The sequence below is a fragment of the Bombilactobacillus mellifer genome (genome assembly GCF_000970795.1).
In the GTDB taxonomy this organism is placed as follows: Bacteria; Bacillota; Bacilli; order Lactobacillales; family Lactobacillaceae; genus Bombilactobacillus; species Bombilactobacillus mellifer.
Window position 1 is genome coordinate 384,670 of sequence record NZ_KQ034028.1, and the last position, 24,257, is coordinate 408,926.

At 41.0% G+C, this 24,257-nt stretch carries 26 protein-coding genes and 1 riboswitch; of the genes, 21 read left to right on the top strand and 5 right to left on the bottom strand.

What is annotated here, in order from left to right; genetic code table 11:
* Positions 1 to 45 precede the first annotated feature (45 nt).
* The 12 genes from JG30_RS01845 to JG30_RS01900 all read left to right on the top strand — a co-directional run bounded on the left by JG30_RS01845 (position 46) and on the right by JG30_RS01900 (position 10,489).
* A complete protein-coding gene (locus JG30_RS01845) occupies positions 46 to 1,158 on the top strand; it encodes an acyltransferase family protein (protein WP_046315716.1) in 1,113 nt (370 codons plus the stop codon).
* Between the two features lie 157 nt (positions 1,159 to 1,315).
* The gene (gene tmk / locus JG30_RS01850) at positions 1,316 to 1,954 is read left to right on the top strand and encodes a dTMP kinase (RefSeq protein WP_046317135.1); all 639 of its coding nucleotides are present in this window, start codon (positions 1,316 to 1,318) and stop codon (positions 1,952 to 1,954) included.
* A 6-nt stretch (positions 1,955 to 1,960) separates the two neighbouring features.
* Positions 1,961 to 2,287: a cyclic-di-AMP receptor gene (locus tag JG30_RS01855; protein ID WP_046315718.1), complete on the top strand. Its 327-nt coding sequence runs from the start codon at positions 1,961 to 1,963 to the stop codon at positions 2,285 to 2,287.
* Positions 2,287 to 3,228, top strand: coding sequence for a hypothetical protein (locus JG30_RS01860; protein ID WP_046315720.1), 942 nt, complete (start codon positions 2,287 to 2,289; stop codon positions 3,226 to 3,228). The genes JG30_RS01855 and JG30_RS01860 overlap by 1 nt, the downstream gene beginning before the upstream one ends.
* 2 nt (positions 3,229 to 3,230) lie before the next feature.
* Positions 3,231 to 3,560, top strand: coding sequence for a DNA replication initiation control protein YabA (locus JG30_RS01865; protein WP_046315722.1), 330 nt, complete (start codon positions 3,231 to 3,233; stop codon positions 3,558 to 3,560).
* Positions 3,560 to 4,432, top strand: a complete 873-nt coding sequence (gene rsmI, locus JG30_RS01870) for a 16S rRNA (cytidine(1402)-2'-O)-methyltransferase (protein WP_376856572.1) — start codon at positions 3,560 to 3,562, stop codon at positions 4,430 to 4,432. Before JG30_RS01865 ends, rsmI begins: the two co-directional genes overlap by 1 nt.
* The gene (locus tag JG30_RS01875; protein WP_046315726.1) at positions 4,429 to 5,169 is read left to right on the top strand and encodes an acyl-[acyl-carrier-protein] thioesterase; all 741 of its coding nucleotides are present in this window, start codon (positions 4,429 to 4,431) and stop codon (positions 5,167 to 5,169) included. The genes rsmI and JG30_RS01875 overlap by 4 nt, the downstream gene beginning before the upstream one ends.
* A gap of 484 nt (positions 5,170 to 5,653) precedes the next feature.
* Positions 5,654 to 6,043: a hypothetical protein gene (locus JG30_RS01880; RefSeq protein WP_046315728.1), complete on the top strand. Its 390-nt coding sequence runs from the start codon at positions 5,654 to 5,656 to the stop codon at positions 6,041 to 6,043.
* A gap of 28 nt (positions 6,044 to 6,071) precedes the next feature.
* Positions 6,072 to 6,758, top strand: coding sequence for a response regulator transcription factor (locus JG30_RS01885; RefSeq protein ID WP_046317137.1), 687 nt, complete (start codon positions 6,072 to 6,074; stop codon positions 6,756 to 6,758).
* Positions 6,742 to 7,710 carry a sensor histidine kinase gene (locus JG30_RS08580; RefSeq protein WP_052725161.1) on the top strand — a complete coding sequence of 323 codons (969 nt, stop codon included), beginning with the start codon at positions 6,742 to 6,744 and terminating at the stop codon, positions 7,708 to 7,710. The genes JG30_RS01885 and JG30_RS08580 overlap by 17 nt, the downstream gene beginning before the upstream one ends.
* 93 nt (positions 7,711 to 7,803) lie before the next feature.
* Complete coding sequence (locus tag JG30_RS01895; RefSeq protein WP_046315730.1) at positions 7,804 to 8,574, top strand: ABC transporter ATP-binding protein; 771 nt, start codon at positions 7,804 to 7,806, stop codon at positions 8,572 to 8,574.
* Positions 8,561 to 10,489 carry an FtsX-like permease family protein gene (locus JG30_RS01900; RefSeq protein WP_046315732.1) on the top strand — a complete coding sequence of 643 codons (1,929 nt, stop codon included), beginning with the start codon at positions 8,561 to 8,563 and terminating at the stop codon, positions 10,487 to 10,489. The genes JG30_RS01895 and JG30_RS01900 overlap by 14 nt, the downstream gene beginning before the upstream one ends.
* A gap of 138 nt (positions 10,490 to 10,627) precedes the next feature.
* Here JG30_RS01900 and JG30_RS01905 read toward each other — a convergent pair whose 3' ends face one another.
* Genes JG30_RS01905 through JG30_RS01915 form a run of 3 tightly spaced genes read right to left on the bottom strand, consistent with a single transcriptional unit; the run spans position 10,628 to position 12,988 of the window.
* Positions 10,628 to 10,846, bottom strand: a complete 219-nt coding sequence (locus JG30_RS01905) for a sulfurtransferase TusA family protein (protein WP_046315734.1) — start codon at positions 10,844 to 10,846, stop codon at positions 10,628 to 10,630.
* Between the two features lie 29 nt (positions 10,847 to 10,875).
* On the bottom strand, positions 10,876 to 11,949 hold the full coding sequence (locus tag JG30_RS01910; protein WP_052725162.1) for a sulfurtransferase: 1,074 nt from the start codon (positions 11,947 to 11,949) through the stop codon (positions 10,876 to 10,878).
* A complete protein-coding gene (locus JG30_RS01915; RefSeq protein WP_084616632.1) occupies positions 11,939 to 12,988 on the bottom strand; it encodes a YeeE/YedE family protein in 1,050 nt (349 codons plus the stop codon). The genes JG30_RS01910 and JG30_RS01915 overlap by 11 nt, the downstream gene beginning before the upstream one ends.
* A gap of 515 nt (positions 12,989 to 13,503) precedes the next feature.
* Between JG30_RS01915 and JG30_RS01920 the strand changes: the two genes are divergently transcribed.
* The 4 genes from JG30_RS01920 (at position 13,504) to JG30_RS01935 (ending at position 17,090) form a co-directional block, all read left to right on the top strand.
* Positions 13,504 to 14,862: a threonine/serine exporter family protein gene (locus JG30_RS01920; protein ID WP_046317146.1), complete on the top strand. Its 1,359-nt coding sequence runs from the start codon at positions 13,504 to 13,506 to the stop codon at positions 14,860 to 14,862.
* Between the two features lie 201 nt (positions 14,863 to 15,063).
* Positions 15,064 to 15,411: a carboxymuconolactone decarboxylase family protein gene (locus JG30_RS01925; RefSeq protein ID WP_046315736.1), complete on the top strand. Its 348-nt coding sequence runs from the start codon at positions 15,064 to 15,066 to the stop codon at positions 15,409 to 15,411.
* A 259-nt stretch (positions 15,412 to 15,670) separates the two neighbouring features.
* On the top strand, positions 15,671 to 16,474 hold the full coding sequence (locus JG30_RS01930; protein ID WP_046315738.1) for a hypothetical protein: 804 nt from the start codon (positions 15,671 to 15,673) through the stop codon (positions 16,472 to 16,474).
* 118 nt (positions 16,475 to 16,592) lie between these two features.
* A complete protein-coding gene (locus JG30_RS01935; protein ID WP_046315739.1) occupies positions 16,593 to 17,090 on the top strand; it encodes a sigma-70 RNA polymerase sigma factor region 4 domain-containing protein in 498 nt (165 codons plus the stop codon).
* Between the two features lie 349 nt (positions 17,091 to 17,439).
* Here the strand turns inward: JG30_RS01935 and JG30_RS01940 are convergent, their stop codons facing one another.
* Positions 17,440 to 18,618 carry a metal-dependent hydrolase family protein gene (locus JG30_RS01940; RefSeq protein WP_046315741.1) on the bottom strand — a complete coding sequence of 393 codons (1,179 nt, stop codon included), beginning with the start codon at positions 18,616 to 18,618 and terminating at the stop codon, positions 17,440 to 17,442.
* Between the two features lie 102 nt (positions 18,619 to 18,720).
* On the opposite strand from JG30_RS01940, the gene JG30_RS01945 reads away from it, so the two are divergent.
* The gene (locus JG30_RS01945) at positions 18,721 to 19,923 is read left to right on the top strand and encodes a hypothetical protein (protein WP_046315743.1); all 1,203 of its coding nucleotides are present in this window, start codon (positions 18,721 to 18,723) and stop codon (positions 19,921 to 19,923) included.
* A gap of 58 nt (positions 19,924 to 19,981) precedes the next feature.
* On the opposite strand, the gene JG30_RS01950 is transcribed toward JG30_RS01945, so the two are convergent.
* Positions 19,982 to 20,950: an asparaginase gene (locus JG30_RS01950; RefSeq protein WP_276831344.1), complete on the bottom strand. Its 969-nt coding sequence runs from the start codon at positions 20,948 to 20,950 to the stop codon at positions 19,982 to 19,984.
* An 82-nt stretch (positions 20,951 to 21,032) separates the two neighbouring features.
* A riboswitch (THF riboswitch) is annotated at positions 21,033 to 21,129 on the top strand.
* Positions 21,130 to 21,164: 35 nt separating this feature from the next.
* Between JG30_RS01950 and JG30_RS01955 the strand changes: the two genes are divergently transcribed.
* From JG30_RS01955 to tsaD, 4 genes are all read left to right on the top strand, one after another.
* Positions 21,165 to 21,686, top strand: coding sequence for a folate family ECF transporter S component (locus JG30_RS01955; RefSeq protein ID WP_046315745.1), 522 nt, complete (start codon positions 21,165 to 21,167; stop codon positions 21,684 to 21,686).
* Between the two features lie 70 nt (positions 21,687 to 21,756).
* Positions 21,757 to 22,479 (top strand): tRNA (adenosine(37)-N6)-threonylcarbamoyltransferase complex dimerization subunit type 1 TsaB, encoded by a 723-nt coding sequence (gene tsaB / locus JG30_RS01960; protein WP_046315746.1) that lies wholly within the window; start codon positions 21,757 to 21,759, stop codon positions 22,477 to 22,479.
* Positions 22,472 to 22,996, top strand: a complete 525-nt coding sequence (rimI, locus tag JG30_RS01965) for a ribosomal protein S18-alanine N-acetyltransferase (protein WP_052725164.1) — start codon at positions 22,472 to 22,474, stop codon at positions 22,994 to 22,996. Before tsaB ends, rimI begins: the two co-directional genes overlap by 8 nt.
* A 3-nt stretch (positions 22,997 to 22,999) precedes the next feature.
* Positions 23,000 to 24,028: a tRNA (adenosine(37)-N6)-threonylcarbamoyltransferase complex transferase subunit TsaD gene (tsaD, locus tag JG30_RS01970; RefSeq protein WP_046315748.1), complete on the top strand. Its 1,029-nt coding sequence runs from the start codon at positions 23,000 to 23,002 to the stop codon at positions 24,026 to 24,028.
* Positions 24,029 to 24,257: the final 229 nt, after the last annotated feature.

The window sequence follows — 24,257 nt, forward strand, 5'->3', positions numbered from 1 at the left end:
AAGTAAAGCACTTTGGCTTTTTTAATAGAAAATGATGAGAAATTAATGGAGTTTTTTAAGAAAGCAAAACATTTTCTGCAGCCTGCAGATATAGGTGATTATTTAAAATTTAGTGCCTGCACGGCGGTCATTTTGCAAACAGTATTGCAGTTTGCCTGTCATACTCAGCCTACGGTTGCTGAGCAACGTGGCATTGCCATAGTTTATAATTTGACTAAGTTTACTGCTCCCGCGTTTATTTTTGGGATTTTATATACTACGACTCACACCACTTTAGATACTGCGGGGCCGCCCAATTGGCAACAATATTTTCGCACAGCTTGGCAAAATTTAGGCCGGCCGACATGTATCTGGACGCTTATTTACCTGCTGTTTTTTCCTAATTTGCAGCAAAAACGACCCTACCATAATAGCGTAACGTTTCTGGAACAGTTTTTAAATGGTAATGCGGCACCGCATTTGTGGTATAACACAATGATGTTTCAGTTTATCATCCTGATGCCCTTGTTTTCGCTGCTGGTACATTGGTGTCACCGACAACCGGGCCGCGGTTGGCTGTTGGCCGGCAGTGCTGTGGTTGCAGCTGGTGGATGGTTATTTTTTTATGACGCGCAAATTTTACACGGACCGCATGCTAGTGACTGGTATTGGTGTGATCGCCTAGGTCTTAGTTTTGGCTTATACGGCATCGGGGGAATGTTGGCTGGTATTTTTCCTGAATGGTGGGAGCGTCAACTGCAACGTGTGGGTAATTATTTTTTTATTTTATTTGTGGGGACCCTAATTTGGATTAATTGGGAATTTTTTCAATTAGGTTTACCCATTGTGTTAGCCCGGGCCACTTATTATAAATGGTCCACGACGATCTATGATTTAACCGTCATTAGTTTCATTAGTTATTATGCTAGTAAGCATATTCGCAATCACCCTCAAGCCACTAAGAAAGTTCACTGGGGTGCTCAGCTGGCATATCGAGCTTATTTAGCCCATGTGTTTTGGCTCCAGCTTTTGTGGAATCTAGGCGGCCAATTACTGGTAACCCGGCAGCTGCTCGGTGGTGTAGTTTTATTGTATGGCTTAACCTGGCTGTTAGCCTTTAGTTCCGCGCAAGTGACTCTCACTTTAAGTCAAAAATTACAAGCACGCGCAATTAAATAGATAGATTGATTGTTCGCTGGTGCTGAGGTAATGGTTGTTTTCAATGTGGTGTAATTTATCTACTGACTTACGGTTTTTTATCCAGAGATTTTATCAACATGTTATGATAGAACAGAACATAAGAACTGGAAATTAGATCGAAAAGGTTGGGATGCTGGTGACAGGTATTTTTATTTCTTTAGAAGGACCTGACGGTGCCGGTAAAAGCACCGCGGCACAAAGTTTGGTTCCGTTGATGGAACAGGTCAGTCAACAAGAAGTGGTATTAACCCGTGAACCTGGGGGCAGTCAAATTGCCGAGCAAATTCGACAGGTCATTTTAGATGTTAATAATTCTGCAATGGATCAGCGAACAGAAGCCTTATTGTATGCGGCTGCCCGGCGACAACATTTAGTAGATGTGATTTTGCCGGCGCTTGCTGCCAATAAAATTGTTTTAAGCGACCGCTATATTGATAGCTCTGTGGCTTATCAAGGCGCAGGCCGCCAAATTGGCACGCAGGCCGTCTGGCAGCTCAACATGTTTGCCACCGAGCAGTTATTGCCACAGCTGACATTGTATCTTGATGTTCCGGCCGAAGTAGGTTTAAGTCGCATTCAACACCAACGCACTACGGGCTTAGATCGATTAGAGCAAGAACAATTAGCATTCCATAAGCGAGTCCAGCAAGCTTATATGCAGCTGCTGCAGGATAATCCGCAACGTATTAAACGCGTAGATGCCACTCAAGCCCCCGCACAAGTGGTTCAAAATTGTTTGCAGATCATGATGACACAATTTAAATGGGCAAGGTGAGAAGTCATGAAATTAGTAATTGCAATTATTCAAGATCAAGATCGTTTAAAATTAGCAAAGGCCTTGCGCCAAGCTGAATTTCAATTTACCCGTTTGGCGACGACAGGTGGCTTTTTAAAGCACGGTAATGCTACTTTCTTGTTAGCGGTGAAGGATGAGCAGTTGGATCAGCTCTTAGAAATTATTAAAGCCCATTCCCAAACGCGGACAGAATATCTCCCCCCAGCAGTTGCGTCGACTTTGTTGGATCAAATGCCGACACAACCTATTGAAGTGACAGTGAACGGGGCTACTATTTTTATAGTGCCGATTGAAAAGATGATTAAATTTTAATGATGACTGCAATCGAACAGCTCCAACCGCAATTAACAACGCAACTGGCCCAAACGATTGTCCGTCAACAAGTGGCGCATGCTTATCTTATGGTGGGAGAAGATCAGAGCCAAACCGTACAATTGGGCCTCTGGTTTATTCAAGCTTTGTTTTGTCAAGATCTGCACGCCGGTTATCCTTGTAAAAAATGTAACCACTGTCGCCGAATTGCGCAAAATAATTTTCCAGATGTGCTGTGGCTTACTACAACCAAAGCTAGCTTAGGCGTCGATGAAGTACGTCCCGCTAAATTAGAAATGGAGCAATCAGGCTTAGAAAGCTCGCACCGAGCTCTTGTGGTTCAAGCTGCGGAAAAGTTGACCAACGCCAGTGCCAATAGTTTATTAAAGTTTTTAGAAGACCCTACAGGGCAAGTAGTGACAGTATTGTTGGCCACCAATTCCACCATGATTTTACCTACTATTTTATCGCGGGTGCAGATTTTACGACTGGCTAATAATGTCGTCGATCAGACTTGGCAAGCCCAATTACAAAAAGAAGGCTATTCGACCCAAGATATCCAAATCTTGGCGGCTGCGCATTTAGATAATGATTTGACTGCTAATTTGGCAGCAACTGAATTTGACCAATTAAAAAAGTTATTGCAGCACTGGTTTGATTTGTTATGGCAGCAACCGCAGTTGGCGTTTGTGGAAGTTGGGGCCAAGATTAATAAACAAGTTAATCAACGGCCACAACAAAAAATCTGGTGGTGTTTACTGGAACATCTGTTTTCACAAGCGTTAAATCAAGCTGCCATGCAGCAAACACAATTAGCGCAGACCCAATCGGCGGTCGAATATTTTTTACAGGCTAAAACTTATTGGAAGAGTAATGTCAGTTTTGAAAATAGTTTAGAGTATTTAGCTTTAAGTATGGAAGCAATTCTTCAAAGGAGTTAATTATGGCACAAGAAGATTATTATGCCCGCTTTGAAGCGCTGCAGCAAGGAGCTCAAAATTTAACTCAGGAATTAACCGCTATGAAGGCGGATATTGCGCAGATTATCGAAGAAAACGCTAAATTAAAAATTGAAAACGAACACTTGCGCCATCATTTAGCAGCGCTGAATGAAAAAAATACTAGTGATTTGCCGGAATCGCGGCGAACTTTGGAAAAGCTATATCAAGAAGGCTTTCATGTGTGCACGGTTATGTATGGTGCTCATCGGGAAAGCCAAGAAGAATGTGCTTTTTGTCTAGATGTAATTTATGGAGATCGTAAAAATAAATGATTACGGAAGTTTCAAGTTTTGCCCCGCACACTACGGGGTGTTTGTATTTAGTACCGACGCCGATTGGCAATTTAGATGATTTAAGTGTGCGGGCCGTAAAAACTTTACAACAGGTGGCCTTGATCGCGGCAGAAGATACTCGAAATACGCAAAAATTATTAAATCATTTTCAAATTCCCACTAAGCAAATAAGTTTTCATGAACATAATACCCAACAGCGTTTGCCCCAATTAGTGGCGCTGTTACAAAGTGGACAAGATATTGCTCAGGTTAGTGATGCCGGAATGCCCTCGATCAGCGATCCAGGCAAGGAATTGGTGCAAGCTTGTGTAGCCGCCAAAATTCCAGTGATCCCGCTTCCAGGGCCCAATGCTGCTTTGACCGCACTTATTGCTTCGGGTTTATCCCCTCAGCCTTTTTATTTTTATGGTTTTTTACCCCGAAAAAAAAGCGACCTGCAGCAGACTTTAAATTTTTTAGCACAGTTAACGACAACCTTTATATTGTATGAATCGCCATATCGAATTCAACAGACCATAGCCCATTTACAAACGGTCCTGGGATCCCAGCGGCCAATTGTGTTAGCGCGGGAGTTAACGAAAATTCATGAAGCCTTCCTGCGCGGCAGCTTAGCGGAAGTGCAAGCTTATTTCCATGACCACGCTCCGCGCGGTGAATATGTGTTATTGGTGGCCGGCAAATCAGGACCCGCAGTAGTGACGTGGAGTGCCTCACAAGTCTTGGCACAGGTGCATACTGAGATTGCCGCCGGAACGAAGCCTAACACAGCAATTAAGCAGGTAGCAAAACAAGCTGATTGGTCGCGGCAAGCAGTTTATAATTTATATCATGGATTGGAAGCCAAAGAATGAGTCAAAAATATGCAGAACAAATCATCGTACCGTTTTATTTTATTAATTCTACAAGAGAAATGAATTTATCGGCTTTATTTAATGCCATGCTTTTAGTTTCAGAGCATCAATTGCATGCTTTAGGCTTGGATTCGCAGCAGCTAGTCGCTCAGCATGGCTTAGGATGGGTGGTCACTAAGTATCATTTAGACGTTCAAGCCATGCCGCGTTTGGATGAGCAGATTACGATTACGACTGAGGCCAATAGCTATAACAAATTTTTTTGTTATCGAACTTTTACAGTTCAAGATGCCCACGGACAAGAATTACTGCGGTTAATCAGTAATTGGGTAATGTTGGATATCCAAACCAGAAAAATGGTCTTATTGGATCCCCAGATAATGCAGCAATTAGATTGCCCATACTCGCCGAAAGTCTGGAACTTCCCCCGGATTGATTTAGTAGAATATCCGGCATTGCCGCGCGAGTACCGGACCCGATTTTTTGATATTGATGTGAATGGTCATGTGAATAATTCGATCTACTCCGATTGGATGTTAGATTCTTTAGGCCGAGATTTTTTGTTGAGCCATGATCTGCAAGCTTTTGATATTAAATTTGAACGTGAAGTACATTATGGTGAAACCGTGCAAAGTTTTGTCCAACTCGAGCAAAATGTGAGTCATCATTTAATTAAGTCAGCTGCCGGCACTAATGCCCAAGCTCAAATCACTTGGAAAACCCTCCCGCAAACTTAATGACGGCAGACTCATAATGAGGATTTTGAACTAAAAGAATGCTTGTCAAGAATTATCTTTTAAGTATGCTACTCGTGATAGATACCAAATACCATAGCCGCTAGGATCGTTGGGAACAATTTAGCGCGCCTAATCTTTGCTAAGGGTTAGATCCATTAGATTTCTGTCTTTTCGGGTCAATTAGTGCAAGTGAGGGCAACAATTTCCTCGGCAAGGACAGTAATCTGAGAATTTTCTGAGTATAATTCTCAATGATGCTCTAGCTGAATCCTTCAAAACTTTCTGGATAATTTTTAATGATTGACTGTGCGTTTGGCGGAGACAAGGCATGAAACCGCTCAGTTAGAGTCACAGGTGGTCAGCTTTGAAGCATAGTTCATTTAGTTTATAAAAAATTAATTAAAATTAATTTATTTTAATCAAATTGGTTTACTTCTCTCATTTAATTGTTTTATAATGCAGTAACGAAATGGGAGGATAAACCATGAAACGGATTGGCAAAATTGTCCTAGTTTTCATTTGGAGCCTGATCCTTGTGGGCGGGATTGCCCTTGGTATTGCGGGTTTAAATGTTATTTGGAGAGCTGTTTTGTTTATTATTCATCCGAATGCCAGTACGAATTTCAAAATTTTTGAAATTGCAGAAGTACAATTTAGTACCCCGGGAGTGATCTGGGTGGCTTTAATTCTTCTTTTAGAAATTATTGGTTTGGAATATATGTTATATCTATTCCATACAATTTTACGGGGCTTTTACCGCCATCAAGTGTTGAATGTTAAAAGTTTACCCCAGTATCGGGGCTTAATAATAACGGCTGTCGCATTGGTGCTGGTTCAGGTGATTGCCATTCTCCTATTTAAAATGTTAACCTGAGAGTTGATGCTAAGAAGTGGGTGATCAGGTGACGAAAATTTTGGTGATTGAGGATAATCGATTACTGCTCGAAGAGATGCAGACTGCATTTCAAAAATGGAATTATCAAATGGGGCGTATTCAGAATTGGGACCAAGTTGATGACGAAGTGCGCCGGCAACAACCAGATTTAGTCATAATGGATATTACGCTGCCGAGTTATGATGGCTTTTATTGGACGCAAAAAATCCGGGAATTTTCTGATGTCCCGCTAATTTTTGTGTCGGCAGCCGAAATGGATCCCAATGCAGTACGGGCAATTGCCAGTGGAGCGGATGATTATATAGTTAAGCCCTTTGCCAGTGAAGTTCTGATTTCAAAAATTCAGGCGCTGTTGCGGCGAACGCAGCCCCAGTTGGCTACCCAGTTGAGATTTGAAAATTATCAACTTAATGTTTTGACCAATGTAGTAACGCAAGGTGCCCACCAAGTTAAATTAACTCCTACCGAAGGTTTGATTTTAAAAGTTTTTTTTATGCATCCGCAGCAAATCATTACTAAAAAGCAACTCTTACAGCAGATTTGGCAAAGTGGGGAATTTCTGGATGCCGCAGTGCTCAATGTGAACATGAGTCGATTGCGGTCTAAAGTAGCCACTGTGGGTAATTTAAAAGAGCAGCTGGTGACAGTACGAAAAAGGGGGTATCAATTAGTATCCCATGCGAACAACTATTAAATTGTGGGGCCGTCTGCTTCGAGCACAAGTAATCTTTGTGGTTGGATATTTGATTATTGTGGGGCTTTTAGCCGGACTTTTTAAATTATACCGCTTTCCGGTGGCCTTAACTTGGGATTTTGTGCGGTACTCTGGCTTGCTGTTGGTGGGAGCTCTTATAGGGCATATGCTCTTGCAATATTATCAGATCAAAAGGTTGCAGCAGTCACAAGCTAAGCGCTCTTTGATACATAATCCAGTTATCGCTGCTTATCAGCAACAAATAGCACTTTTACAACACCAATTGCGCCAAGAAAAAAGCCAAACCCAATACCAGCAATCGGTACAGCAGAATTATCTATTGACTTGGAGCCATGAAATAAAAACACCTTTGACGGCGCTCATGCTGGCAGCAGAAAATGATGGACAAGTGGATAGTAATTTAGTGCAGCAGCAGACGATGATCATTAAAGAGCAGTTACAATTATTGCTGAATTATGAACGCTTAGCTGATTTTCAACATGATTTAACTTTTGAAACTGTAGATTTAGCTCAAGTTATTAAAACCGTTATCCAAGAATATGCGCTCTTTTTTCTGAATAAAAAGATTACACTGCAATTCACGGTACCGACAGTGACAATTATTTCTGATGCGAAATGGTTACAAGTCGTCCTGGAACAGATCATTTTTAATGCTGTGAAATACTCATCGGTGGGCGGCAAAATTAAAATTGCCTGGCAAAATGCGCAATTAATTATTCAAGATCACGGCATTGGGATTACGAGTATGGATTTGCCCCGGATTTTTGAGGCCGGATTCACCGGCACTAATGGCCGGCAGCATCAAGCAGCCACAGGTATGGGGTTATATTTAGCCAAACAGATCTGTAACCAGCTGCAAATTGAGCTGAGTTATACTTCGCAGGTCGGACAACAAACCACCGCACAGCTTGCTTTTAATACAGTTCAATAACAAATTGTAAGGTTCTTGACAGGACTGTAACTAACAGTCTGGTTAGGGGCCTTTTATAATGACTGTAAATCCAACATTAGGAGGAGCAGACAGGTGGCATTTCTAACTTTAAAACATATTCAACGTATTTTTGAACCGGGAAACAATCAAGTAGTAGCTTTGAAAGATATTTCTTTGACCGTGGATGCTGGGGAATATGTGGCTATTATGGGTGAATCAGGAGCGGGGAAATCGACACTCTTGAATATTATTGCTACTTTGGATCAAGCCAGCAGTGGAAAAATTACCCTCAATGGGCGCGATTTGACCAAGTTACCCGAAAAAGCGGCAGCCCAATATCGGCGGGAACATCTCGGCTTTGTTTTTCAAAATTTTAATTTATTGGATTCATTTAATAATCAAGATAATATTTTTTTGCCTTTAGTTTTGGCGCATACACCCCTGCAGGAAATGCAGCGGCGTTTAGCACCTTTAGCACAGCAATTGATGATTACGAAGTTACTAGCACGCTATCCTTATGAAATTTCCGGAGGACAACGGCAACGGATCGCCGTGGCGCGAGCTTTAATCACGCAACCAGAATTACTGTTAGCCGATGAACCTACGGGAGCTTTGGATTCACATAACGCAACCCAATTGTTGAAATTATTCGCTCAAGTTAATCAAGCCGGACAAACTATTTTATTAGTGACACATAGCGCTGCCACAGCCAGTTATTCGCGGCGGACTTTGTTTATCAAAGATGGCATTATCTATCATGAACTATATCGCGGCACCCAAAGTCAAACGCAGTACTTACAAAAAATTAATACGAGTTTGACCGCCTTAATGACCTCCGGAGGTGAAGAAAATGTTAAAGCTTAAATTAGCTTGGCGCGGCTTAGTTCACCATGGTCAACAATATGGAATGTTTGTCTTTGCGAGTGCCGTTTTAGTGGCTTTAAATTATATTTTTACGGCGTTGGTCAATAATTCGAGTCTGCACCAGGCTATGAATGGCCAGTATTTAATTATCATTGCACGGCTGTGTTTGATCTTTGTATTAATGCTGGCGGTTGTTTTTATGTTTTATGTGAATAGTTTTTTGCTCCAGCAACGGGATCGAGAATTAGGTTTATATAATATGCTGGGTCTCACACGCGGTAATTTGGGCATGATTATGTTTTGGGAAAATTTAATGCTTTATATCGCCGCTGTAGGTCTAGGATTATTAGCTGGAATTAGTTTTTTAAAAATTGCTTTTTTAGTCTTACAGCACTTGACGACGATGCAACATTTACATGAAGAAATTAAGCTGGCCAGTGTCAACAAGGTTGCAGTAATGTTTGGGGTCATCTATGGGCTATTGTTACTATATGATATTGGTCGTATGCGGCGGGTCAAACCGATTACTTTGTGGCAACAGGCTAACGCAGGTGAACAAGAACCGCGTAGCCATTGGGTGAGTGGTATTTTAGGGGTTGTCTGTTTAGGGGCAGGTTTTGTCATCGCAGTCCGCACGCACCCCAATATATCGGCTTTTTTCTCCTTTATGGGTGCAATTATTTTGGTAGTAATAGGCACTTACTTAGTTTTTATCAGTGGTAGTATTTTATTATTGAAATTTTTAAAAAACCGCCCACAGTACTATTATCAACCGCAACATTTTATTGCAGTTTCCGGAATGTTGCATCGGATGAAACAAAATGGCGCCAGCTTAGCCTCTATTTGTCTTTTATGTACCTCGATTTTAGTCACAATGATTATGACGGCTAGTTTGTATTTTGGCAGTAGTAGTGTCTTACGTTTATGGAATCCCTATGACGTGATGATCAGTCAACCTCAACCGCTGAATAAAACGCAACAACAGCAACTACACCAGCTAGCTCACCGCCAGCAGCTCCAAGTGCAGCCGCAACATCAACTGACAATGACCCAACCCGTCTTGGGAGAAATTCAAGGATCTGTATTTGTCAAAAGCCAAGCCACGCCGACTTATCAGTTGGCTACTTTAACCGTGGCTAATTATAATCACTTAAATCACACCCATTATCATTTAAAAGCTAACGAAATTCTGTTCTACTCACCGGATTCCAATTTACATTTGACCCAACTGACAATCAAACAACAACATTATAAGGTACGCATGTTGCATCATTTTAATTTGTATTTTAACTATGAACATTCCGTAACAACGCCTCTTTTTGTCGTGGCCGCCAATCGTACGCAGGCGCAAGCCATTAATCCGCAACGGTGGCTCACGGTGACGGGCTTTAATCTTCGAGGTAAACCGCAACGCCAAATTCACTTTGCCCAGCAAATGCAAGCCCTGTGGCAATTAGATCCCAGCATGTATTCGGTCCGAGCGCAAATGGCCGCCTTTTGGAATTCATTATTTGGGGGGTTCTTTTTCTTAGGCATTCTGATCAGTATTGCCATGGCTTTGACAACGGCTTTAATGATTTATTATAAACAAATTGCTGAAGGAACAGCGGACAGACAGCGATTTTGGACAATGCAGCAAGTCGGTTTAAGTTTGGCAGAAAGTCGTAAAGCGATTTATAGTCAAGTGTTAACCGTATTCTTTTTGCCTATTGTGGGGGCGGTAGTGATTACTGGTTTTGCTTTGCCCGCGATCATTAATGTTTTAAAAGTATTTTCGTTATATAATATCCATTTATTATTAGCGGTTGCAGCGATCACTTTACTTTTGTTAATCATTTTGTATGTCGCGTTATATTTATTAACCACACAAGTTTATTCCCGACTGGTACGCGTGGAATTTAATCCTCAAAATTGATCCAAAAGCAAAGGATACACTCAGCTTTAATCCATCAATACAGGGTAGACAAGTAGATAAATTCACACCAATTACGCAAAAAAATCCTTCACCGGCTTGTGAAGGATTTTTGGCGTCAGCACAATGAAAGATTACACTTTATTTTTGAATGCTAATCGTCCACGCGCCATTATCATGCTGTTCAAAATTGGTGATTTGAAGATGGTTTTGATCACAATAATTAGGCAGGGTCTCTACTGCTTCAGGGCAGGTAAAGGTTAACTCAATTTCTTCACCATCTAAACAATCGCCTAAAGTTTTTTGCAGAGTTAAAAGTGGAACGGGACAATCTTTGCCGCTAACATCAATTTTTTTCATAAAAATCACCTACTTATAGAATATGTTGACTAATTGGTAGCTTCTGGTTGTTTAATTATTTTAAAATGTTTTTTATCGCTGGGATTCCCCTTTTGCACTGGAAATTCTTGGGGGTGTTTTTGATGACTCTTATCCCAATCATACCAGCCACCGTCAAAAATATGGACCTGTTTCCAACCATTATCTTTGGCCAGGAAAAAGGCCGGACAAGCACGCCAACCCGTGCCGCAATAAAAAACAGTTTCTTTATTAGGAGTAATGCCTTTACTCTTCCAATATTGCAGGATGCGCTGAGGATTTTTCATCGTCCAATCTTTATTCATTAAATAATAGACGTCACTGCTGGTCTTACTTACCCGTGCATACACCGCACCGTTGACCTCGCCGGTGTTTTTAATATAGTTGTAGCCACTAATATTGCCGACATATTCGTCCCAACTTCTAGTACTTGCTAAAACTAATTTGGGATGTTTTTGCCGATATTGCCGAAAGTCATTGGCTGTTCGAATGAGATCTTCCGGATGTGCCGGTGTTTGACGACCAAAGTTGGATTTAGCTACAGGCTTGAGGGTTCCTTTTTGAAGCGGCAGCTTATTATTTTTCCAAGCATTTAAGCCGCCATCGACGATTTTGATATTTTTAATCCCCAGCCAATAACCCACAAATTCTACTCGAGCGGAGGAAAGGGCATCTTCGGAATAAACAAGCACCGGTGTGTTTTTCGTAATTCCTTTTTTCAAAAAAGCATCCCGGCATTGTTTAAAGCTTAAAATGTTCCAATGATTTTGTTCCGTTTCAATTTCTAAAGTATCAAATTGAACCGCGCGTGGTAAATGGCCTTTAGCATAACTAGTTTTTTTACCGTAAGAAGTCTCCAAAACCACGGTTTGCGGATGCTGCTTAATTTCTTGATTAGCTGCTTTGGCATCAATATAAAAATGTGAATGTTCTGTCTTCACTAACCGGCTTTTGTCCGGAGCGATAGTTTTGGCAGGTTTGGCTGCGTTGTTTCCGCTTTTGCAGTCTGCTTGAACATTCGTGGTGCTCAGACAGCCGACAGTGAACAGTAAAACAAAAGATAAAGTAAGCTTTTTAATTTTCATTATTAATTTCCCTCGACATTGGTCTGATATATAAAAAGTAGGATCCAATCCATAAACCAAAAGTAATAAAGATAATATTAGTCAGTGATTCCAAAGATAACATGGCATTGCCGACAATCCCATTGGCCAAAATGCAGCCATTGCCTACTACGGCGCCAAATCCCATTAAACAACCACCAACAAAAGATAACATGATATCTTTACCACTATAATTTTTAAAGGCAAATTCTTTGTTGGAAAAAGTAAAGGTAAAAGAACCCAAAATTAGACCCACCACGAATAATTCGCCCCAGTCCAGTTTGACCGCGGCACTACCAAAAAAGTTTTGCCAAGAAATTAGAGGCCCTAGAGTTGCAACACTGCCATAACGGCCGGTTTGATAGCTAAAATAAAAGCTTAAACCAGCAATAATTCCTAAAATGGCTGCTGTAATAAAGGGATTCCAGCGTTGTCTTAACAAATAATCAGAAATTTTCGTTTTGGAGGAATGTTTTTGAAATTTACTGAGGTAAGAATTGGCTTGTCCCAGTTTTTGTTTATAAATTACAAAAAGAAAAATTACAAAAAGTGGTACTAACAAAAATAGGGGATTGAACCGAATCAGATTCGTATAGTTGGCACTAGTTAGTGTGGATTGCTGTAATTGATTATTTAAGGGTGATAGCGGACCTTGTTTCGTTGCAACTGCGATCAGCATAAAACTTAAGGCTGCAATTAAACCGGTGATCCGACCGTCACCAATTTTAATCATAGCCGTCGTGATACAGCCGCTGCACATGGCGGCTCCAAAGCCAAAAAAGAGACCGCCAATAATTTCGGAGCTTACCGAAAAGGGAACTTGGGCGGCTTCAGGAATTACATGTAGCGCAATCAGTGAAAAATAAATAACACTGGTGGTTAAAATAATAAAAAAGAACCACCATAAACCATCTAATTTTTTTTCTACATAAATATCTCGTAAACTAGCAGATAAACATAAGCGACTTCGTTTAAGGAAAAAGCCAAAGGCTAATCCCATAATTAATCCTGATATCAACATAATTCACCACGTAACTTGAATTGAGATTAGTTGAACTTGCGAATGATCAGGGGTTAGTGGAGGCGATGAAATCCTCCAATGATCTAGCGATTAATGGGATAAAATAAGTAAGCGTTTTACTATCAGCAAAATAAATTCTCAATCATATGTAAAAGTTTAAGTAATGATTGATTCATACAAAAGCATCCCATCACTCCCTTTGTTCTTAAAATCACATTCACAAGTACAAAAATAACTATAATACAGAAATAATTATAATTCAATATGAAAAAAATGTTGATGGTCTCTTACGGAATTTTAAAATCTTGTTTCGGAAGCTTTTGCTTGTCAGATTATAACTTGAAAATAACGCGATTTATTGACAGCAAACCTGAAAGAAGTGCTATGATAGAACATGTGTTATTTTCAGTAATTACAATTCATAGTGCATCATTCTTGGAAGAAATGGCATTATACGAACAATAAGTAATGACAAAATAACATGAGGCTTTTGAGGAAAGTTGGATTTAGAGGTTATGAGTTCTATACAAAAAAGTCCCTTAACTCCGCAAGTACGTTTATCCCATAAGCATCATATGACGATTCATTGGAAGGAATTAATTCATAATGATAATGTGGTCGCCGTAAAAGCGCGTTTTAAAGAGCGGGCGTCATTAGTGGGGCGCGTGGGGATTATTATGCTAGCTTGTGGTACTGGTGCGTGGCGGGTCCGATCGGCGATGAATACCACTGCGCGTGCTTTGGGTATGACCTGTTCGGCAGATATCGGTTTAGTAACCATCTCTTTTACTTGTTTTGGACCAGAACGGAGTTATTCGCAAGTGTTATCGCTGCCTACCAGTGGGGTCAATACGGATAAATTAGCCCGAATGGAGCAGCTGGTTCGGCAATTACCAAAATTATGTCAAACAAAGACAATACGGGAATTACATATTATCTTGGATCAGATTCAGCATTTGTCCGGCAATTATACACCACCGTTAGCAGCGTTGGCAGCTGCCCTAGCTTGTAGTGCCTTCGTTTTTTTGCTGGGCGGCGGTTTAGTAGAAATGTGTTGCTGTTTTGTCGGCGCGGGGATTGGTAATTGGGTGCGCAAATTAATGCTAGATCGTCACTTAACCATTATCGCTTGTATTGCGACTAGTGTGGCTTTAGCAGGTGTGGCTTATTTAGGTTGTTTTAAATTTTTGGAATTAGTCATCGGTGTTTCTGCCCGCCACGAAGCGGGATATATTGGCGCCATGTTATTTGTCATTCCCGGTTTTCCCTTTATTACCAGTATGTTGGATATGGCTAAATTAGATATGAAGTCGGGTTTGGAACGGCTGCTGTATGCATTGATGATTACAACCACGGCTGCTTTGGTGGGCTTAATGGTAGCGTTATTAGTTCATTTCAAGCCAGATAATTTTGCCCCTTTACAGCTATCCGCGGAATTATTATTTTTATTACGTTTGCCAGCGAGTTTTTGTGGAGTATTTGGATTTTCCATTATGTTTAATAGTCCACCGAAGATGGCGGCTTGTGCCGGGTTAATCGGTGCTGTGGCTAATACCTTACGCTTAGAATTGGTTGACTTGACTACCATGCCTCCTAGCGCAGCGGCGTTTATCGGGGCTTTAGTAGCTGGTTTGATTGCTTCGGTAGTTAATCGCCATACTGATCATTTTCCCCGAGTTTCATTAACAGTGCCGGCCATTGTCATTATGATTCCCGGCTTATATATTTATCGCGGAATTTATAATTTAGGCATTAATGCTGTAGGAGTTGGAGCTTTATGGCTGTCTCGGGCGGCCTTAACTATTATGTTTTTACCTCTGGGATTATTTGTGGCCCGGGTTTTGTTAGATAAAGATTGGCGCCATTGTAATTAAGTCCAACTACTTTTCGTAGTGGGGCTTTTTTAATTAGTCCTTGATCTCTAGTGTACTTGAAGGTCTATTTTAAAGTTCAAAGAGGTGATGAGTTCAATTAAATCATTTCCATAAACATGATAGGCAATGAAGAAAGGATTAGTTTTTCAAAAAAATCAACCAACGTATTTATAGTCTGACTTGATAAGAGGAGGATCTCTAATGCAAAAGCAAACTGCTGGCCGTAAACAACTGGGAGACTTAGCACCTAAGTTTGCCCAACTCAATGATGATGTTTTATTTGGTGAAGTGTGGTCGCGGGAACAACAAATGTGTGTCCATGATCGGAGTCTGATTACTTGTGCCGCGTTGATGGCCCAAGGACTATTTCCACAATTAGAGTCGCATATGCATCTGGCGCAACAAAATGGGGTGACCCAAACAGAAATGGTTGAATTAGTGACGCACCTAGCTTTTTATTGTGGATGGCCGAAAGCCTGGTCCGCGTTTGACTTGGTCAAAAAAGTTTTTGGTACAAGTGCGACTTCGACCACAAAAAATCAGGACTGATGGGATAATTCGCCAATAACTTTTCTCAACGGTTTTGTTAGCGTTTAATTTCCGGTACACTAAAGGGTGAAAACTGGCGCTTCAATTAAGAAATAGGAGTTAACACGTTAATAACGTGCAAATTACTGTAAATTGTGGAGTTTGAACCAATAAAAAAGACTGACAACCAGAGTGCTGGTGGTCAGCTTTTTGGGTGGACTCTACAAAGAGTACTTGAAAGTGCCAGGTTTCAAAATTATGGATCGGAGGAACAAAGTACATGCTACTACCCAATGACTATTGGTTAGATAAAATTTTGACAAAATCTTTTTTATTATCGCCCCGCGCTTTACGGCATATGGCAATTGATGATGAATTTCCTTTAACTCCAACAGTAATGGCCTTATATGATTTGCGGACACGTGCACAGTGTGAATGGTCCACAGTAATAGTAGATGCTAAGTTTGGTTGTCTGCTCACTCATCGGACGACTCGGCAATTAATTAATCATTTTTTGCATCACAATTTGGTCGATCTGCATCTGTCCCGTATTCTACTTTTGTATCATCAACGCCGCCGCTTTTTACCGTTAATCTTGGGGAATGCGGTGTATTTACCGTTACATGGGGCCCAACAAACAACAAGTGATTGGATAGGGTTGCATTGGCAACGATATTTTTTCCAAAATCGGGCCGCCCAATGGGTTCAATTTCAAACTCTCAATCATTACCATTTACAATTTGCTTATAGTTCTCAGCGCAGTCTTTTAAGGGCGATTCACGATGCTTGTTATTTAGCACATTACTGTTACTGGTTGACGGTCCAATTAGTGCAGAATTTAGGTTATCAATTACAAGCTTCAACAGTACGCAATTTACTTTGGTTATTTGAGCAGTGTTCTTGTACATTACATAAAAACTTGCCGCCCACAGCTGCGGAGAGTAAACGGTTTTTACAAACTTTTCAAATCTGGACTTTGCAACAAGTTGTGGCGTTACCTGAATTTTCTTGGTCTGCGCAAATGCAACAACAAGTCGTTCACGAATGGTCTGCTTTGTTAATGGGACATCGTTATCTGTGGTGACCAATAGTCATCCAATTGTAATGTTAATGCAGATTGGCGGGTAACATGACAGCGTCGAAAATGGTAAATTAACTGCACCATAAGCGCTTGTGGAATAAATAGTAAAGGATTATTTCACATGATTACCCATGATTTAGCAACTGGTTTTACCTTAGCGCTCGACCATCGGGCCTTAATTCAAGGTGCTTTAAAACGGGGGCACATTGTCTTAGGGCAAACCATCTTTGATGATGCACTGCAAGAAAGTTATCTGTTATATGCTCAAACTTGGGCCCACAGTCAATTAGAATTAAAACAGTTTAATCCGTTTATTTTTCAAAAAATCGTCTGGCGTGCTCTGGATTGGTGGCGAGCCCAAGCTGCGCATCGTCAAATAATTCATGATTCTTTTTTACCGCAACAGCTCGCTGTTAACGCCACGACTGCCAATATAATTGATCACTGGTTAGCAGTAGAACAACTCGTCCCGCAATTGACTAGATTACAATTAATTATTCTACAACAGCACTATTGTCAAGGACTAACTTTGAAACATTTGGCGGCAAAGTTAAAGGTCAGTGAGCGTTATTTACGCCAACAGCGGGCCCGCTTACGCCAACAATTACGTTTGGAATAAGCTCGCTATAACGAAACCTCCTCAGTTAGCCCCTGAAAAGATGTTTTTTCTTGATTTATAACTATAAAAATCCTCCCCACTACGCAAATTATAGTGGGGAGGATTACTTTTGAAAAAGCTGATTAGATAAGGCATCAATCGCTAATCTGGGCGTTAATCCTGCTTAGACCCGATTGACGTTTTGCACGGCTTTATATTGTAAGTTAATCATTGTAACTCTGCGGAAATTGGAAAAGTTTAATTTAAATTAATTCAAAATGTACGGGGTTACGGCTCTGAAGGGCGCATTATTAAAGACCCAGTGCACTTCACGACGGAGTTGGAGGCAACTTGATTGGGAGGCAGTCAGTTATACCAATTGGCCTTTTTTGTACACTTGTTTATCTTCTTGTTGTACTGCCTTGATATTTTGTAAAGGATTTTCATCTAATACTAAAAAGTCGGCAAATTTACCTGCGGCCAAGGTTCCGTATTCTTGATCAATTTTCATCAGTTTGGCGGAATTAACTGAAGTTTGCAGGGCATCAAAATTACTAAAACCATGTTCGACCATTAATTCCAGCTCCACTGGGGTTTGGAAAAATTCATTAAATGGAGTCCCAGCATCAGTTCCCAAAGTAATAGGAACTCCGCGATGATAAGCATGGCCGATATTTTTATATAAATCATCTAATGCATCTGCGGCTTTTTTCACTTCCCAATCAGGCAAAATGCCGTGACCATATTCCGGGATAGCCCAAGCGGCGATAAAAGTTGGGGTTAGGTAAGTGCCTTGTTCCAACATTAAGTCGATTTCTTCATCGTTAACATAAAAGCCATGCTCAATCGAATCTACCCCGGCTTTGATTGCATTCAAAATGCCGGGATTGCCTTCCGCATGAGCCGCCACGATGTCATTTTTGTGGTGGGCTTCTTCTACGGCGGCATGAATTTCTGCCGTACTTAATTGTGGATCATCCATGAAGTCATTGGGAGTCATAACCCCGCCGGTAGCCATGACTTTAATTGCTTTGGCACCTTTTTTCAAGCCCTGCCGTACAGCTTTGCGCATTTCATCGGGAGAATCGACTAAATGACCAAAGTTGGGGAAGTCGCCGTGGCCGCCAGTCATCGAATATGGACGTCCGGAAGGCATAATTTCCGGAGCGGCTGTAAGGCGTTTATTTTGGATTAATTGACTCAAAGTAATATCAATATCGTAAGTACTACCACACTCTCGAATGTAAGTAACACCGGAATGCAGCAATGATTGCAAGTTTTGTACGGCTAGCACAGTTGAGGCTACTACGTTGGCCGCAGTTCCACCATCACCGGTTTTGGGATTCATTGTAATGTGGGTATGGCAATTAATTAAACCAGGCATGACAAATTTTTGTTGTAAATCAACTTTTTGTTCAGCCTCAGGTGCAGCTTGGGTACCAGTTTGCTTAATTTTGCCAGTTTCATCTACCAAAAACCAGGCGTTAGCTTGAATTTCATTCTTGGACCCATCAAATAGCTGGCAATTATAATATAACGTTGTTCCCATTTTTAACACTCCTCTAATTTAAATTAAATATTTTAATGGATTTATCATAATATTTGTGGTATCTTAAGTCAAATCAAATTATAAAATAAAGGAGATGGAATTATGACAGCATTGGCAGCCATTTTTGCGGTCATGGGCTGTATTTTTGTAGGAGAATGGGTGTCAAAAATAACCCATGCTTATTTGCCCTCAGTCTTTGTATCGGCTATGTTATTCGTTGTTGGTTATTGGACGATTTTCCCCAAGGACTTATCAGCTCAGGCATCGTTTAATATGACCGCTGTAAATATGTTTATGGCTTTAAGTTTAGTCCACTTAGGAACGCTCATGAGTTTAAAGAAACTTTTGCAGCAGTGGCGTGCAGTATGTATTGCCCTTTTGGGGGTCTGTGGGACAATTATTTTGACAATGTTAGTCGGAACTAAATTGTTTGATTGGCATACGGTGGTTGCGGCGGTGCCACCATTAACTGGTGGCATTGTGGCTGCTTTGTTAATGTCTAATGGATTACGGGAACAAGGGATAATGACGCTAGTAGCCTTACCTATTGCAATGATGGTAACGCACTCCTTAGTCGGTTATCCGTTAACATCTACTTTGTTGAAGCAGGAAGGCAAACGGCTGATTAAAAAGTTTCGCGGTGATCCCAAACTACAAGAACAAATTGCTCAGGCGGGCGCGAACTCCGATTCCAGTGCAGCCATTATGGAAGGACCAGCTAGAAAAACAATTTTTACTGTACCGGAACGTTATGATACTGCCGCCTTTATCATCGCTAAAGTAGCTTTTGTAGCCGTGTTAGCTACCGCCTTTGCTAAATTATTAAATAACGTTATTAATCCGAATGTGATGTGTTTATTATTTGGAGTGGTGGCGCACCAAATTGGGTTTCTGGAAGATGAAGCTTTGGAAAAGGCCCGTATTTATAACTGGATTTTATACGGCATTATGATTTATGGTTTTTCTCAATTATCTTTGCTTTCACCAAAACAGATGGGTCCGATTTTTATCCAAGTCTTGGTTTTGATTGTTTTAGGCCTGATCGGGATGTTCTTAGCCTCTTTCTTGTTAGCTAAACCATTTCACATGTCTTGGCAGATGGCTTATTGTTGTTCGTTAACAGCACTTTTTGGCTTCCCTATGGACTATGTTTTAACTAAAGAAATCGTTGAAGATTTAGCTACTAGTGAAGGTGAAACACAGTACTTATTAGACAGTATGATGCCTAAAATGCTGGTGGGTGGTTTTGCCACTGTTTCTATCGCGTCGGTGGTCATCGCCTCCATCTTCTTAAAACTTTTATAATTCAAAAAAGCACTACTATTTTTGAGTAGTGCTTTTTTATGCAAAAATTCCAGAAAATTTAACTATTGAGATACTTTTTCAGGGCAGAACCTTGCAACCCTGCACTGAGACCAACTAATAATTTAATCCGCGCTTTGGGGCCATTTAAACCACGACAAAAGATAATTCCCATTTGTGCCAGATTGACCCCGCCGCCTTGATAATCATATACGGGTTCGGCAATTCCATTGAAACAGCGGGAAACTAACACCAAGGGGATATTCTGGTGCACTAAAGCTTGTAAGGCAGCAAGTGTTTGGGGCGGAAGATTACCAGCACCTAGAGCCTCGATGACAATTCCGCGAGTGGTAGGTTGGTTGAGAGCTTGAAATAAAGTCCCGGTCATGCCGGCATAGGCTTTAATCAAATAGACCTCAGTTATTACTTTTTCGATTGGTAAATGAGGTTGTGGATTGATTGTTTGCATATAATTGACATGACCTTCTGACACAATACCAATGGGGCCAAACGTCGGCGTGCGAAAGGTTGCAACATTAGTGGTATGAGTTTTAGTCACGTAGCGGGCCGAATGAATTTCATCATTCATGACAACCACGACACCCTTACCCACAGAGGCATTGGCACTGGCTACCATGATCGCCGTGCGAAAATTATATAAACCATCGCTGCCAATTTCATTGGAGGAACGCATGGCCCCAGTGACTACTACGGGCATTGTGCTGGTTAAAGTTAAATCTAAAAAGAGGGCGGTTTCTTCTAAAGTGTCAGTGCCATGGGTCACTACGGCACCATCGAAACCTTCGGCAGCTGCTTGACGGAGTCTTTGTGATAGCCGCAGCATATGCGCAGGGGTAATATGAGGCGAAGGCAAATTGAAAATTTCTTCAGTTACTAATTGGATTTGCCCTTGCGAGTCCAAAGGTAGTTCTGCCAAGGGATTTTGGGCATTGGGTTTGATTTTACCAGTAGCATCTTCTGACATGGAAATAGTGCCACCAGTGTGAAGGATAAGAATTTTTTTAGTCACAAAAATAGCTCCTCATAAAAAGAATTAGTCCAATTTTAGCACTAACTACGTAAATTATGATACATTAGAGTTTAATTAATAATCTGGAGTAGGAAATAAAGCGTTAAGTGTCAGTGGAACGGAATGTGAACACTGAACGAAAAGCCTGAGCTTGCGGTTTTATTTCCGCATTCGCCACGATTTGCAGTGGCAACTCCGCCAAGGAGATGCTGAAATGAATAAATTACAAAGTATCACGAAAACGAGAGCTTTAACTGATTTAGCAGTTTTAATTGCCCTGCAATTAATTCTGAGTCGCTTAACCATCGGGCCTAGTTTTTTAAAAATCGGTTTTAGCTTTGTTATTATTGCCTTAATAGGTTACTATTTTGGACCGGCGCGCTCGATGTTGGTAGGGATCGTGACAGATATTTTGGGCAATATTTTATTTCCACCGCAAGGCGGTTTCTTCTGGGGATTTACTTTGTCAGCGGCATTATTAGGTTGGCTATACGGACAATTTTTATATGAACGGCCCATTCGATGGTGGCGGTTGTTGGCAGTGACGGTGGTAGCTTTATTAGTAGTCAATTTGGGTTGCAATACCTTATGGGTTAGTTTTTTAACGAAGATTTCTTTTAAAACTTTATTTTGGATGCGTTTATGGAAAGAGCTGCTTTTTATTCCCATTCAAACTGGTGTTTTAATAGGAGTTTTTCACTGGTTAAAAAAACACCATTACACGTTTGAGGAATAGAGCGCGGACCATTGTCGCCAGCAGGCGGCTTTTTTTATGCTAAAATATAAGCAATTAAGGAGAAATCGATATGAATTTATTGGCACTTGATACTTCTAATCGCTCATTAACAGTAGCTAGTGCAAGTGATCACCACTTAATCGCACAAGTCAGTTATGAAAACCAACATTCACATAGTGTGACTTTAATGCCGGCCGTTGATCAAGTAGTGCAACAGGCTGGTTGGCAGCCGCAAGATTTAGATCGAATTATTGTAGCCCAAGGTCCGGGATCTTATACAGGTTTGCGAATTGGGGTCACTACAGCTAAAATGTTAGCTTGGACTTTGCATAAAGAATTAGTAGGAGTTTCCAGCTTAGCCGTTTTAGCTCAAAATGTCGGCCCGACAAAAGGTTATTTAGTACCGTTGTTTGATGCTCGAAATCACAATGTCTTTGCCGGAGTATATAGATTTAATGAACAAGAACAACTAGAAACAGTCGTTGAAGATCAGCACTTGGCTTTAGCGACTTTATTACAAGAATTACACCAAATTGACCAGCCGCTTTGTTTTATTTATGATTTACGTGCCGATTTTCAAGAACAGATTAAAAATAGTTTGGGCACTCAGGTGCGCTTTATAGATTGTTATCAGCCTCAGCCGGAATCTTTAATTACGCTGGGATTACAGGCAGCAGTAATTACTGATCTCAATCAATTTGTGCCGCATTATTTAAGGCAAACGCAAGCAGAATTAATTTGGTCACAAACTCATTCTGTCAATAGTTCCTCAAATTATGTGGAAGATGTTTAAACATTGGTGGTCATGGCATAGTTTTACACCGTTAGTGTTTGTGCCTCAACAACTGGAGCATCAAGGGCAGCTGGTAGATATTAGGCAAGCGACGTTACAAGACGCTCAACTTTTAGACAGTATTCAAAAGCAAGTGTATGCAGTTCCACCCTGGCAATTAGCCACTTTTTATTCGGAATTGGCTAATCGGCGCCGGTTGTATTTGTTAGCACAGACACCGACCCATGTCATCGGTTTTATTGGGTGTGATTTCTTTGAGCGGGCACATATTACTTATTTAGCAATTTTGCCGCATGATCAACATCAAGGTTGGGGGCATTTGTTGTTACAGGTTATGATTGATTATTGTCAAAATTTTGATTATCCGGAGCTGACTTTAGAAGTCGACTATAACAACCAGGCGGCCCAAAAATTGTATTTGCAATTGGGTTTTCAGCCCATTAAATTATTAAAAAATTATTATCCTATGATCCACCATGATGCCATTTTCATGAGTCGACCATTAACAAAGGAGTAGTGCATGACATCTCAGAACCCAATTAATATCTTAGCTTTTGAAAGTAGTTGTGATGAAACGAGTGTGGCCGTAGTCCAAGATGGAAAAACAATTCTATCCAATATCATCGCAACCCAAATTAAAAGCCATCAACGTTTTGGCGGTGTAGTGCCGGAAGTAGCTAGTCGTCATCATGTTGAACAAATTATTCATTGTACTCAATTGGCTTTACAAGAAGCACATATAAAGTATGAACAGTTAGCCGCCGTGGCCGTAACTTATGGGCCGGGGCTAGTCGGATCGTTATTGGTAGGACTAATGGCTGCTAAAGCCGTTAGTTGGGCCCATGATCTACCGTTAATTGGTGTAAATCATTTGGCAGGACATATTTATGCAGCTAATTTAGTAAAGTCCCTACAATATCCCGCTTTGGCGCTCGTAGTTTCCGGAGGTCATACCGAGTTAGTACGTGTTAGTGCTCCGGGCCAATTTCATATTTTGGGAGATACCCGCGATGATGCTGTCGGTGAAGCCTATGATAAAGTAGGCCGTTTATTAGGCGTTAAATATCCCGCTGGGAAAACTTTAGATCAATGGGCTCATGAAGGACAAGATACGTATGATTTTCCGCGCGCCATGTTGCAGGAAGATAATTTGGATTTTAGTTTCAGTGGTATTAAAAGTGCTGTCATTAATACGCTGCATCATGCCCAACAAATCGGCGCACCGATTAATAAAAAGGATGTTGCAACCAGTTTTCAAAATGATGTGCTTGATATTTTAGTCACTAAAACTAAACGGGCTTTGGCGCAGTATCCTTGTGCACAACTGATAGTTGCAGGAGGAGTAGCGGCTAATTCGGGTTTGCGCGAACGATTAACCGCAGAATTGACCCCACAAGTAGAACTGATTTTTCCACCCTTGCGGTTATGTGGTGATAATGCAGCCATGATTGGGGCTTATGCCGCCGTGGCCTATCAGCAGCGGAACTTTAGTGATTTGACTTTAAATGCGGATCCCAGTCTGGATTTTGCTTATCAAACAGAAGATTAGTTGCCTGGCAAAAAGCTTTGTGCACTAGTTACACAATGCTGTCCCAGATAAAAAAATTTTAACCTGCTGTCTATCAGAGACAGCAGGTTTTTGGTTCCTGGCTAAAAATAAAAAGCTGCGCACTACGGCAAGGCAGCATGCAGATTAATTACTTCCAGCTTGTTTGAATAGAGGGATTGTCAGTAAATTGGCTCACTGATAGAGCAGACTTGGTGGCCGGCAGTAATTA